The organism is Paenibacillus sp. JCM 9796 (assembly GCF_055379675.1).
In genome coordinates this window covers 899483-913509 of sequence record NZ_AP043723.1, presented here as the reverse complement: position 1 = coordinate 913509, position 14027 = coordinate 899483, and the positions used below count along the sequence as shown (strand labels likewise).

9 protein-coding genes are annotated in these 14027 nt (G+C 48.9%); all 9 read left to right on the top strand.

All coding sequences use genetic code 11. The features are described 5' to 3' along the window. Window positions 1-4: 4 nt before the first annotated feature. The gene (locus ACZ439_RS04425) at window positions 5-1807 is read left to right on the top strand and encodes a cache domain-containing sensor histidine kinase (protein ID WP_141335536.1); all 1803 of its coding nucleotides are present in this window, start codon (window positions 5-7) and stop codon (window positions 1805-1807) included. A gap of 2 nt (window positions 1808-1809) precedes the next feature. Next, entirely contained in the window at window positions 1810-3162 is a 1353-nt protein-coding gene (locus ACZ439_RS04420) for an ABC transporter substrate-binding protein (RefSeq protein ID WP_464620670.1), read from the top strand. Beyond that, window positions 3159-3938: a response regulator transcription factor gene (locus tag ACZ439_RS04415; RefSeq protein WP_054796626.1), complete on the top strand. Its 780-nt coding sequence runs from the start codon at window positions 3159-3161 to the stop codon at window positions 3936-3938. Before ACZ439_RS04420 ends, ACZ439_RS04415 begins: the two co-directional genes overlap by 4 nt. Before the next feature lie 136 nt (window positions 3939-4074). Continuing rightward, a complete protein-coding gene (locus ACZ439_RS04410; protein ID WP_464620669.1) occupies window positions 4075-5418 on the top strand; it encodes an ABC transporter substrate-binding protein in 1344 nt (447 codons plus the stop codon). Between the two features lie 64 nt (window positions 5419-5482). Then, window positions 5483-6466 carry a carbohydrate ABC transporter permease gene (locus ACZ439_RS04405; protein WP_127608358.1) on the top strand — a complete coding sequence of 328 codons (984 nt, stop codon included), beginning with the start codon at window positions 5483-5485 and terminating at the stop codon, window positions 6464-6466. A 1-nt stretch (window position 6467) separates the two neighbouring features. Then, entirely contained in the window at window positions 6468-7289 is an 822-nt protein-coding gene (locus tag ACZ439_RS04400) for a carbohydrate ABC transporter permease (protein ID WP_054799339.1), read from the top strand. Between the two features lie 387 nt (window positions 7290-7676). Then, window positions 7677-10487, top strand: a complete 2811-nt coding sequence (locus ACZ439_RS04395; RefSeq protein ID WP_464620668.1) for a glycoside hydrolase family 3 N-terminal domain-containing protein — start codon at window positions 7677-7679, stop codon at window positions 10485-10487. Between the two features lie 290 nt (window positions 10488-10777). Then, complete coding sequence (locus ACZ439_RS04390; RefSeq protein WP_141335541.1) at window positions 10778-11797, top strand: S-layer homology domain-containing protein; 1020 nt, start codon at window positions 10778-10780, stop codon at window positions 11795-11797. 51 nt (window positions 11798-11848) lie between these two features. Continuing rightward, entirely contained in the window at window positions 11849-13882 is a 2034-nt protein-coding gene (locus tag ACZ439_RS04385; protein ID WP_201318935.1) for a cohesin domain-containing protein, read from the top strand. Window positions 13883-14027: the final 145 nt, after the last annotated feature.

Here is a 14027-nt window from a genome sequence, read left to right as displayed (position 1 = left end):
AAGGGTGGGTGCTTTCATTTCCTTCAGCAAACCGATTTCCATTCGGACTATTTTGCTGTCCGTCTTTCTTCTGCTCATGATTTTTCCTCTGGTGGTCATCACGTATATTACCTACAAGAAGGAAAATGAAATCTTTCAAAAGCAGATGAGCCAATATTTGCTGCAAACCGTTGAACAGACTCATCGGGCTCTGGACGCCAATCTATCAGAAATCGACCGGCTCACATGGACTTTACTATATGAGCAGTCGCTTGATTTTTTAAAGGGTCCGTTAGATTCTCCATACCGGTTGTTTGATGCCAATCAAAGGTTTAAAGAATTGGTTTATTCCAACTTGTTTCGCGGCAGGCTGGAGTACATACGCGCCATCTCTTTTATCACTTCGGATCGTACGGTTCTATCGACGGAGAATTCATTTTATGCCTACGAGCAGGTCGATCATGCGAACTATCAATTTGTCATCGATCAGGTAGAGGACAAGTCCTTAAAAATGAACTGGTTCAGTGAAAAGAGGGCGATATATAGCCCGAAGGACGGCTTCCAAACCCCGGTTCGCGCTTCCGTGACGGCAGCAAGGCGCCTTATTGACAGCAATACGGGGGTGCTTCGCGGGTATCTGTTTGTTCAATTTAACGATTCGTTTATCAGTGAGTATCTCCGTAAGGTTCAAATCGGCTCAACAGGATCATTGTTGGTTTCGGACGCAGCGGGAGATGTTATTTACCAGCAGGATCCCCAGTTGTTTCAGAACAATAAAATAAATGAAGCGATAAGGTCTTTGCCTCTCCAGGGACAAGGGCTGAGGATTGTTGACGGGAAATGGCTGCTTGCCTCCGACATCTCGAAACTCAGCGGATGGAAAATGACGGCAGTTGTTCCTTTAGGAGAATTGATTGGTCCGAATCAAAAAATATTGCAATATCTGCTGATCATTGCCGCTTGCGGAGCCGTTGTCTCCGTCATCGTCTCGATCCTGCTGGCTACCGCGATTTCCAAGCCGGTCATTAATTTGGCCCGCTTAATGTCCATTGCTTCGAAAGACAGTCTTCATGTGCGGGAAACTCAAGGTTCGATTCAGGAAATCAGTATTTTACAATTCAACTTCAATCGTATGATGGACCGGATTCAGGATCTGATTCAGGAGAACGAAAGGCAGCAGAAAGAAAAGCGGGAGGCGCTGCTGCAGGCGCTGCAAATGCAGATTCATCCGCATTTTTTATATAATACGCTCGACATGATTTACTGGATGGCCAAGAAACATAAAGCGGAATCCATAAGCAAGCTGGTAACGGCTTTGGGCAGGTTTTTCCGGTTCACCTTATCTGCGGGACAGGAATGGACAACACTGAGAAAAGAGGTGGAGCATATCGAGAACTATTTGCAAATTCAATCTTTTCGCTACAGGGATAAGCTGCAATATGAGATTCATCTGGAGCCCTCTGTTTCAGAAGTACGTGTAATGCCGCTTATTCTTCAGCCTTTAATTGAAAACGCTTTAGAACATGGTGTATCTAAAAATCCGGCGGGCGGTAAAGTGACGATAAGTGCCCGAAAAATGGAAAACCGGGTTTGTATCTTAATATCCAACACGGGTTCGCCTATCGATCTGGAACATGTGAACCGTTTACTGCAGGACGCTTCCCCAAGCGTGCATGTCGGTCTTCGAAATGTCCAGCAAAGAATCCAGTTGGCATTCGGTCAGAGGTACGGCATACAGCTAACGGAAAGCGAGCAACTCGAAACGCTGGTCAAGATAACCATACCTTATGGTTTGTCTCCGTCAAACCCGTTATTTGAGGAGGCATAGCTTTGAAGCGCTTTAAATACAATGGACTGATGTTTATTGCGTTCGTGCTCCTTCTGATTTGGGCACTGAGCAGTTTGGTTTTGCTGGATCAAGTAACCATCGAGACGGCGAAAGTTCCACCAGAAACCAAAAAAATCAAGGTGCTTATTCGTACGGGGACGGAATCTGCGGCGATGCGTCAGATTTCGCAGGCTTTTGAAGCGGAGACGGGTATCCAGGTGGAATATATTGAATTGGGCAGAGATGTGTATTTTACATCGGTTGGTACGCAGCTGCTGGCGGGTACAGACTCGTTTGACATCGTCTCCGTACCGAACACGTCCATTGCCCAATTTGCCTCCGCCCATGCGATTCTTCCACTGGATTCCTTTATCAGGAATCCCCATTTGACGGATTTGCCGTCGTTCGATGTCGATGATTTTCTTTCCGTCTACCGTTACCAGGGAGCGACTTATGCGCTGCCGACGGACATTAGCACCCATTTTCTTTATTATCGCAGTGATTTAATTTCAAGCGTTCCTGAAACCTGGGATGATTTGTTCAAGGAGGCCCGGAAATATACCAAAAGCCATAACCCGGAATCCCCTACGACATGGGGGTTAGCGATGCCTGCCGTTGTACCGGAGGAACGCTCCAAAATATTCGCCTCTCTATTATGGTCGTTTGGCGGAGATATTTTGAAGGAGAACGACGGGGAGATACTGCTGGATCAACAGGAGTCCATTCAAGCCGGTGAATACCTTGAACAACTGGTGAAAGAGAAGCTCGTGCCGCAGGATATGCTGAGCTGGGATTTTTCCAGAACGCGCGATGCCTTGATTTCAGGGGAAGTGGCCATGGCGGCGCCGTATTGGAATTCCGCATATCCGATGATCAAGCAAGCCGCTAGTCCTTATACAGATTCGATTCAAATCTCTTTAATTCCCGGCACCAAGGACCAGAACGGTAATCTCCGCCGTATCCCGTTTCAGCATGGTTGGACGCTCGCGATCAATGCCAGTTCCACGAATCCGTTGGATGCATGGAAGTTTCTCGAGTTTGCGACCGGTAAACGCGGAGGGATGATCTATGCTCAGCGAGGGGGGATTCCAGCCAGACGTTCCATTTTGAGTGATCCGTCCTTTAAAGTGTCGCGACCCGATTTTTCATTAATTCTGGAGAGCATCGATATTGCGAAAGCAGAACCTTCAATTACTTATTATCCGGCTATGGTTGATATCGAAGATAAGGCGCTGGCCAAAATCGTTACCTTATATGCCAACCCGAGAGAAACCTTTATGGAGGCGGCGCATGAACTTCGTCAGCTTTCCGGGCATATCAAAAAGAATCTGAATAGGACGGAGGAAAATCGATGAGCGCTGCTGCATGCCGGGCTGTTATTATCGATGACGAAGCCTGGATTCGGGAAGGGTTAAGCGAACATATCCATTGGGAGCTTCTCGGTATTGATCTGGTGCAAGTATTTCAGGACGGCTTTGAGGCTGTGAATTATATCGAAGGCCATCCTGTCGACATCCTTGTGTCGGATATACGCATGCCCAATATGACCGGCCTGGAGCTCGTCGCAAGATTACGCCTATTGGAAGATAACCATCGCTTGCCATCGAAAATTCAAGTTATTTTCCTGACCGGCCATGGCGATTTTAAATACGCCCAGGAAGCGATCCGTCTCGGCGCTATGGATTATCTGCTTAAGCCCACGGATGTCGAAGAGATCGAAGCAGTCTTACAGAAAGCCAAGCAGCTGTGCGGCAAAGAAGAGAATCCTGCCAAGCGGCAGCCCGCACAACCAAAGGCGCCGGAGGAGCCCGTTTCGTACCTGATTAAAAAGGCGCTTCAGATGATGAGCTCAAGATTCACGGAAGATCTCCATCTCACCCAAATTGCTGAAGAGTTGTTTGTCACGTCCAATTATTTAAGCCGGTTATTCCGTCAGGAAACAGGAAAATCGTTCAGCGACTATTTATCGCATATGAGAATTGAAAAAGCCTGTGAGCTGCTAAGCTGTACCAATCTCAAAATTTACCAGGTTGGCGAGGCGGTGGGCTATCCCAATCCCCGATATTTCAGCGAATGGTTTCAAAAGCAGACGGGGATGTCGCCGGGCGACTATCGCGCACGTCATGCATAAAGGAGGGGAATGTCAAATTTTGTGCAAGAAAACAGAATAAAAGATAGATTTACCTCATTCAAAGAGGTTCTCCAATTGAGTAAGATTATTTTGTAAAGCGCTTTCATAAAAAGCAATCTTGAAAGGGGTAGTAACTGTGAAACGAAAATTGTCTCTTACGCTTTCGGCTGTAACCCTGGCGGGCACGCTCTTAACGGCTTGCGGCGCAGACACTGACGCCAACACGACTGAGGTAAAAGAAAGCCCGGCTACGTCAGCGGGGGCAAATACGCCCGCCCCAAAGGCGAATGCGGAAAAAAAACAGGTTGAAATCTTCAGCTGGTGGACGGGAGCAGGTGAAGAAGCGGGACTTCAAGGACTTATAAAGCTGTTTAAAGAAAAGCACCCGGATATCGAGGTCATTAACGCCGCGGTAGCGGGCGGAGCAGGAACAAATGCGAAGGCTGTTCTGGCAAGCCGTATGCAGGGCGGAGATCCTCCATCTTCATTCCAGGTGCATGGCGGTGCGGAGCTGAACACCGGATGGGTTGCCGCGGATAAAGTAAGTCCTTTGAACGATCTGTATGATAGCGAAGGCTGGAAGGCCAAGTTTCCGAAGGACCTGATCGACATGGTCAGCAAGGACGGCAATATTTATTCGGTTCCGGTCAATATTCACCGTGGAAATGTGATATTCTACAACAAGAAAATTTTTGACGATAACGGACTGAAAGCACCAACAACATTTGATGAGTTTTTCAAGGTGGCGGATGCGTTAAAAGCAAAAGGGATTACTCCGCTTGCGCTCGGCGACAAAGAGCCTTGGACGGCAACGATGCTGTTTGAGAATGTACTGCTCGGCGAGTTCGGTCCTGACAATTACAAGAAACTGTGGACCGGCGAAATTCCTTTTGACGATGCACGGGTGAAAAAATCGCTGGAAACCTTTAAAAAGATGCTGACTTACATCAATAAAGATCATGCTGCCCGTAACTGGCAGGATGCCGCCCAACTGGTCGCCAAAGGGGAAGCAGCCATGAACAACATGGGGGACTGGGCCAAAGGGTATTTTACAACGGATCTGAAATTAAAAGCTAATGAAGATTTCGGGTGGGTCGCATCGCCGAATTCAGACGGCAGCTTTATGGTCATAACGGATACTTTTGCACTGCCTAAAGCTTCCAAAGATCAAGCAACTGCCAAAGAATTCTTAAAGGTTCTCGGTTCTGTAGAAGGTCAGGATGTATTCAATCCGTTGAAGGGATCGATTCCGGCTCGTATTGATGCAGATGCATCCAAATACGACATTTATGGTAAAACGACGATTGAAGACTTTAAGAAGAGCAAGCTGACCCCAAGTATGGCACACGGCTCCGCTGCACCGGAAGGCTTTACGACCCAAGCTAATCAAGCCATCAATATTTTCGTAACGCAGGGCGACGTCGAGCAGGCGGCGAAAGCGCTCAAACAGGCACAGGATGCTAACGGTATGAAGAAGTAGGGAAAAATCGACGGGGCCAGATGGCAGACCAGACATCTGGCCCTTTGTCTTGGAGTGTGATCAGATGAACGCTACCCGTTCAACCAGACCATTGAATACCAAACAACCCGTTCCCGCGTCAGGCCGGCGAAGCGTCTGGAAGTCGGAGAAGCTCGTGCCCATCCTCATGCTTCTGCCTTCATTAGCGGCGATCGCCATTTTTGTTTATGGATTTATTGCGTGGACAGGTTTTGTCTCATTCACGGAATGGAACACATTAGTCAAAAATTTTGCTTTTGCGGGCTTTAGCAATTATCAATTCCTGTTTCAGGATTTTCGTTTTCAGTCGGATTTAAGAAACACACTGACATTTACGATTCTTTTCATTGCGGGCGGGATGCTCATCGGACTGTTTCTGGCGATTATGGTTGACCGGAAAATTCGCGGCGAAGCTTTTTTTCGCAATGTGTTTGTGTTTCCGATGGCGCTTTCGTTTGTCGTGACCGGGGTAGTGTGGCAGTGGATTCTAAACCCGACGACAGGAATCAATTTACTTCTCAAGTCACTAGGGATGACGAATGTCCCGTCTTGGTTTGTAAGTACGGAGATTGTTCCCAAAATTCATCTGGGGCAGATTGATTTCGGACTGCCGCTAGCGATTATTGCTGTAGCGATCGCTGCGATCTGGCAAATGTCCGGTTTTGCGATGGCCATGTATCTGGCCGGGTTACGGGGAATCTCTGAAGACCTGCGGGAAGCGGCACGGGTGGATGGAGCGACGGAATGGCAGGTGCTGTTGAAGGTCATATTGCCGCAATTGAAGCCCATTACGATGAGCTTGATTATTATTTTAGCGCATATTTCGTTGAAAATTTTCGATTTGGTCTATGCGATGACAGGACCAGGCGCCATGTTTGTGACGGATGTTCCCGGTGTCTATATGTTTGAAACGACCTTCCGCGGCAATCATTATGCCCAAGGTGCGGGTATCGCCATGATTATGCTGCTTCTTGTCTCCTTACTTATTGTTCCTTACTTGATTTTCAACATGCGCAAGGGGGAAGAGTAACATGTCGCTGGAGCGCTTCAACCGTTCGCTGTTGTATGGGGTACTGATCGTACTTGCGATCTTATATCTGGTTCCGATTTATGTCATGCTGATCACCAGTGTGAAGGGCTTGCAAGAAATTACGTTAGATCAAATGTGGGCGCTGCCGAAGCATTTTAACTTGGGCGGTTATCAGGAGGCTTTTAAGAAGCTGATCCCCAATTTGACGAACAGCTTTTTGCTTGCCATCCCGGCTACGCTGCTATCGGCCCTGCTCGGATCGCTCAATGGGTATATTTTATCCAAATGGAAGTTTAAAGGCGCGGACGTCCTGTTTACGCTGATGCTGTTCGGGATGTTCATTCCGTACCAAAGCATACTTATTCCATTGATACAATTTTTGCAAATGATCAAGCTGTACAATTCGATTCCCGGATTAATACTCGTTCATGTTGTGTACGGCCTGCCTATTTGTACCTTGATGTTCCGCAATTTTTATGTCGGCGTTCCCAATGAAGTGCTTGAATCGGCCAAAATCGATGGAAACGGCTTCTTCGGTATTTATCGGTATATGATGATTCCCTTATCGTTAACCGGATTTGTGGTCGTAGGTATTTGGCAGTTCACCAGCGTCTGGAACGAATTCTTGTTTGCCGTTACGCTCACGACACAGAAGCAGCAGCCCATCATGGTCGCCCTTCAAAACCTGTCCGGAAGTCAGATTGTGCAGTGGAACGTGCAGATGGCCGGAGCTATTTTGGCCGCACTCCCTACACTGCTGGTTTATATGTTCCTGAGCCGGTATTTTATCAGGGGGCTGCTCGCAGGTTCAATCAAGGGATAAAGGTTATCCGTAAGTTGAAAAAAATGGCCAGGGTTGTCCCGCAAGTCATCATTCATGACAAGGGACAACCCTTTCGTTTTCAATAAATCCATCCCATGATATCAGGTATGAAAAGGATGTTTAAACGGAAGAAAAGATAGTTTTACCTCATAGTTAAAGCGAGCCCGCTTATGTAAGATGTTTAAAAGGAAGCGCTTACAGACCTGGCGTAAAACCTCTGTACGTGGTCTTCTATCGTTGAAGTGACCCCGATGGAGGTTTTTCTCACGGTAGAAATGCTGCTATTCAAGGAGGCGTTTATGAATTGAATCGTTGCATTGGCGGATGTCGTAGTCCACCGAAATTTACAGGAGAGTGCCTTAGTAAACTATGAGGAGGTTAGGGTACGTGAAAAAATGGAAACGTAAATTTGCCGTTAATTTAACTTTATCTACAATGCTTTTTGGCGCTGTTTTCAGCAATCTGGCCGGTACAGCTTTGGCGGAAGAGGCAGTTCCGGTTTATAAGGACCCGGCCCGACCGATCGAAGAGCGGGTTAGTGATTTGATTGGCACCATGACACTTGATGAAAAAATCGGCCAGATGGTTCAAGCGGAACGTGCTTCGTTAGGCACGATCTCAGACGTAAAAACCTACTTCATCGGCTCCATACTGAGCGGAGGCGGCTCCGTACCCGCAGGGAACACGCCTGCTGCATGGAACACGATGTATGATAATTTTCAAAATCAAGCCTTGGGAACCCGCCTTGGCATTCCGGTTATTTACGGCGTGGATGCCGTTCATGGCCATAACAATCTGCTAAATGCTACGATGTTCCCGCATAATGTCGGCTTGGGTGCAGCGAACGACGCTGATCTGGTAAGGAGAATCGGGGCGGCTACAGCTGCTGAAGTTCGGGCAACCGGAGTGACCTGGACCTTTGCCCCCGTTATTTCCGCCGTACAGAATATTCGCTGGGGCAGAACGTACGAGGGCTTCAGCGAAGACCCGCAAATCGTCACTAAGCTTGGTGCTGCTGCGGTGGAGGGCTTGCAGGGCGATCCTGCAGATTCCGGATTTTTGCAAGGCAACAAAATTGCCGCCTCCATCAAGCATTATATCGGGGACGGTTTAACGGAGAACGGTAAAGATCAGGGCAACATCACGATACCGGTGCCGGAAGGTAAAACGTTGAATCAGGCAAAAGATGAATATCTGGCTCCCTATATCGAAATGTACAAAAAATCCATTCAGGCGGGCGCACGTACGGTCATGATCACGTACAGCAGCATCAACGGTTTGAAAACGCACGCGGATACTTATTTGATCACAGATGTGTTGAAAGGGCGGCTTGGATTTACCGGCCTGGTTGTTTCCGACTATAACGCCATTCAACAGATTCAAGTGGACGATCAAGGCAACCCCGTAGTCGGTTACAGGAATCAAGTGAAAGCAAGCGTCAATGCGGGAGTCGATATGTTTATGCTCTCCGCCAAAGGCAATACGACAGCCGGGGGCGGACAGGGCAGCGGTTGGATAGGTTTTATCCATAATTTAAAAATTCTTGTCGGCAACGGCGAAGTTTCTATGGACCGAATCAATGATGCCGTATCGAGAATTTTAAGAGTCAAGATCGAGCAAGGGCTGCTGGAGCATCCTTTATCGGACAGTGTGTTGAATCCCGAAAGTGTCATCTACAGCGCGGAGCATGCGGCGCTCGCAAGGGAAGCTGCCAGGAAATCACTGGTGCTCTTGAAGAACGACAATCAAGCCTTGCCGCTTAAGAAAGACGGTTCACAGAAAATACTTGTCGTCGGCGATAAGTCGAACCATATCGGCTATCTGAACGGAGGTTGGACGATTTCATGGCAGGGCGGCGGAAACACAGTCACCAAGGGCGTTAATGTGCTGGATGGATTGAAGCAGGTCGGGGGTCCGAATGTCACCGTCGACTGGCATCAAAACGGGGCCGACGTGCTCGGTTACGATACTGTAATTGCCGTTATCGGCGAAGACCCTTATGCGGAAGGCCAAGGCGACAGAAATACCGCCGCAGCCTTATCGTACGGCACTTTGGGAGGAGCTAGCAGCGATGAAAGTATCGTGGCGAATCTGAAATCAGCCAAAGCCGCCAACCCTAATTTGAAAGTAGTGATCGTTCTCGTATCCGGAAGGCCGTTACTCCTCACAGACAAAATCAACAGCCATGATTGGGATGCCGTTGTGGAAGCATGGCTGCCTGGATCGGAAGGCGGTACGGGCATCGCCGATGTCCTTTACGGGGATTATAACTTCTCAGGAAAGCTGCCTTACACCTGGCCCAAAGCTTTTGATCAGCTGCAGCCGGGGGTAACTCCTGCCGATCCGACACCGTTGTTTCCGAGAGGGTATGGTTTGGCTTATCCATCCGCCATATTAACCGGTGCGGCGGCTGTCGATGCCGGCCAATCGTTCGATCTGACCTTCGGCCTAACAGGCGTGAACCAAAGCGTCTATGCGCAGGATCTCACGTTCACCTATAATCCGGATCAGCTGGAGTTCATCTCTGCACACTCCGTGAAGGATGGATTCTTGCTCGTCGATAAATCGGCAGCACAGGGCCAAATCCGTATCCTTGGGGCAAATGTGGGGGCGGACTCCGCCAATCTCAACGTCGATTTGCTGAAGCTGAACTTTAAAGTCAAGGAGATGTCCCAGACCACTTCCTCGACGGTAACCTTGGCTAACGTCGTTGTCGCTGACGGGGAAGGGGTAGAAACATCGATAATCGGTGCGTCCCACACGGTACGAATTGCGGCTGCAGATAAAGGGGCTTTGAATGCCTTGATCGCCGACGCCCAAGCCAAGCATGATGCGGCTGTGGAAGGAACAAGAGCCGGGGAGTATCGGGCTGGTTCGAAAGCAGCGCTGCAAGCCGCCATCGATAAAGCCCGAGAAGTAGCCGATAATCCGAATTCCACACAGCAGCAGGTAGAGCAAGCAACGGCTGAGCTGGGTACGGCTTTACAAGTGTTCTATTCATCCGTGATTATGAAACAGCCGGAAGACTTGAACGGAGACGATAAATTCAGTATCGGCGATTTGGGCATCATGGCCTCCTATTACGGCAAATCTTCTGCTGATGCGGATTGGGATCAAGTCAAACACGCAGATATCAACAATGATGGTAAGATCGACATTATCGACCTTGCGGCTGTAGCCAAAATGATTTTCGGATAATGTAATCGAAAGAAGAGAAGATCCAGAGCTTCTCCCGTCAGCTGGTCGGTAAACCCCTGTTTGTTCTTTGGAAGAATCAGGGGTTTACCCACAACAGGATATTTTAATGGAATAAAAGATAGATTTACCGCATAGTTAAAGCGAATTTGTTTAAGTATCATGTGATTTAAAGAAGTGTTCCAGTTCGAAATGGGGAAGGGAGGCCGGATAGGTTTTTGATGGTTCACAATTGAAAACGCTTACTAATAGTGATGATGATTCGAAAAGTGTTGATGAAAGGAAGAACCTACATGAAACGAAAACTTTTATCCATTCATTTGGCCTTATTGCTGTGTATGCTCCTGATCCCGCTAACCTCATTGGCGGCAGACCCTGCTTCCTTCACGTTAACCATTACGAATGATAAACCCGAGATCGGCCAAGAGGTTCAAGTCACCGTTAAAGGGCAAAATCTTCAGGACTTATACGCTTACGAAGTCAATTTTGCTTATAACGAAGATCAACTGCGTCTTAAAGGGGCTAAAAGCGCCATCGAGGGATTTTCCGTACCCCCCATGTTGAAAAAAAACGTTATCCAATTTGCAGCCACCAAAATCGGCAGCATATCCGGGGAGAGCGGAGATGTCACCTTGTGTACGCTCACGTTTGAAGTTATCGGTGAAGGGAAAGCTGCAGTGGAGCTTACCGATGTGAAGCTCGTTACCAGCCAATTGGTTTCCAATGTTCAAAAAGCGGGCGTACAGACGGCAGCCGAGATCCAAATGAACAAATCGGCAACAGCGTTTAGCGATATTTCCGGCCACTGGGCCAGAGAAGCGATAGAAAAAGCGGCAAAACTCGGATTTGTGAACGGATACGAAGACGGCACCTTCCAACCGCAGGGACTCGTTAACCGATCGGAGTTCGCCGTGATGCTGGCACGAGCCCTTCAATTACCGGAAAACGGCAGTGCGCAGCTATCCTTTGCGGATCTGGACAGCATTCCGCAATGGGCAAGACCAAGCATATCGAAAGCTGTTGCAGCGGGCATTGTGACAGGGTATGAAGACGACACGTTCCGCCCGGAAAACATGATTACCCGTGCTGAAATTACAGCTATGATTGTCAGAGCTTCGGATATTGCAGTGGATACCGCAAAGAAACCGGCATTTGCCGACGTGGATCAAATTCCCGAGTGGGCCGTTCCTTTCGTTGCGGAAGCGAAAGAAGCGGGCTTGATCCAAGGCAGGGAGGGTAACCTTTTTGCACCTAATGATCATGCAACCCGGGCGGAAGCTGTTACTTTGATCTTGTCTATGCTTGCTTTGTAAAAGCTGATTTTTCTTACATACCTACTTATATTCAGAAAGGGAATACAGGCGATGAGAAAAGGTAAAAGGATATTCATGGTATGGGTGCTCCTCTTGCTTTTGTCGATGAACTGGATGGATGTGCTGCAAAATGCGCATGCCGAGGAATCCTTCCAAGCGAACTTAACCGGCAAGGACAAGATACAAGCCGGTGAATCGTTAGACCTGACCTTTGGAATGATCGGTGTGACCGAAAATGTCTATGCCCAGGATCTGAGCTTAACGTTTGATCCGGAACAGTTCGACTTCATCCGTGCGGATTCATTGAAAGAAGGATTCTCCGTAGTCGGTCAATCTGAATCGCAGGGCCGGGTCCGGATTATTATGGCAAGCGAAGGGGCGGGTCATGCGGTCCATGAGGATGGCGAATTGCTGATTTTGCGCTTGAGGGCTAAGGCGCTCGTCTCGACCGTTACCGGGGAGGTTACGACGACAGACATTGCCATCTCCAACGGCGAAGGTGTGGAAATGAGGGTGGGCTCTGCTTCGCACAGCGTTCAAATTTCCGTGGTGGATAAAGCGGGGCTGCTGGCTTTAATCGCCAGCGCACAAACGAAACATGACATAGCAGTTGAAGGAACGGGCGTCGGGCAGTACCCTGCAGGCTCTAAAGCGCCTCTTCAAGCGGCTATTGACCGTGCTCAAGCAGTGGCCGACAATCAGGCTGCTACGGATGAGCAGGTGCAGCAGGCGTCGAATGAGCTGAATGCAGCGCTGCAGACCTTCATCGCTTCGGTCCATACACCTTTTCCGGGAGATTTAAACGGCGACAGCAAGTATACGATAGGAGATTTGGCCATTGTGTCGGCCGCTTACGGCCGGACGTCCGCCGATCCGGATTGGACGCGATATGTGAAGATGGATCTTAATTATGACGGTAAGGTCGACATCGATGACCTTTCCATGATAGCCAGAGAGATACTCAAGGGAGTGCCTAATCCTCCGCGTGCGCCTGAATGGTCGGCAGATAAGCAGTTGAGCGTATCCGATGTCACGCTGACCGGACTGATGCTGACATGGTCGGGAGCTTCCGATCCGGCTGGTGTGACCGGCTATAAAATTTATCAGGATGGCGACGAATTGGCTGCTGTTACCGGCAGTGTATACCAGGTTACCGGTCTCACGCCCAACAAGCAGTATACCTTTAAGGTGGAAGCGGGTAATGCATCCGGTCTCTGGAGTACCGATGGTCCGAGCGCTTCCGTGACGACGCAGCCCATTGCTCTTCCCTCGGTCGTATTAAGCGGTCCCGCAGTCGTTGCGTCCGGTCAATCCTTCGACCTGACCTATGGGCTGAGCCGTGTATCCCAAAGTGTCTATGCTCAGGATCTGACCTTCATGTTTAATCCGGAGCAGTTGGATTTTATCGATGCGGAATCGTTAAAAGAAGGGATCTCGGTCGTTATTCAATCGGATACGCCGGGCCGGGTCCGGATCAGTACGGTGAGTCAAGGAGCGGATCATGCCATTCATGAGGACGGGGAGCTGCTGGTCGTTCACTTGAGGTCAAAACCACTTTCCGAGCCCGCCTCCGCTACGGTTACGATGACAGACATCGTAGTCTCCAACGGTGAAGGCGTGGAAATGAAGCTAAACGACACATCGTATCACGTACAAATCACCCTAGTGAATAAAGCAGGGCTGCTGGCTTTAATCGCCAATGCCCAAACACAGCATGATGCTGCGATAGAAGGTACCAAGTCCGGGCAGTATCCGGCAGGGGCTAAAGCTGCTCTGCAGGCGGTGATTGACCGTGCAGCAGCGGTGGCTGACAATCCCGCTGCAGACGATCAGCAGGTGCAGGAAGCGGCGGGTGATCTGGAGGCGGCGCTGCAAACCTTTATCGCCTCGGTCATTAAGTCTGAACCGGGGGATTTAAATGGCGACAGCAAGTACTCGGTAGGAGATTTGGCTATTGTGGCTGCGGCTTACGGCAGAACACCGGCCGATCCGGATTGGTCGAAGGTGGCGAAAGCGGATGTCAACCTTGACGGTAAGGTAGATGTCAAGGATCTTGCATGGATCGCAAGATTAATTCTCGATTAGTGGCGCCGTCGGTTAAAACTGATTATTTTTTCGGAAGAAAAGATAGATTTAGCGCGTAGTTAAAGCCAAATGATTGAAGTAAGATGGTTTATAGTAAGCGCTTTCATTGATTTACCAATAACAAAATTACAGGGAGGTTTGTTGA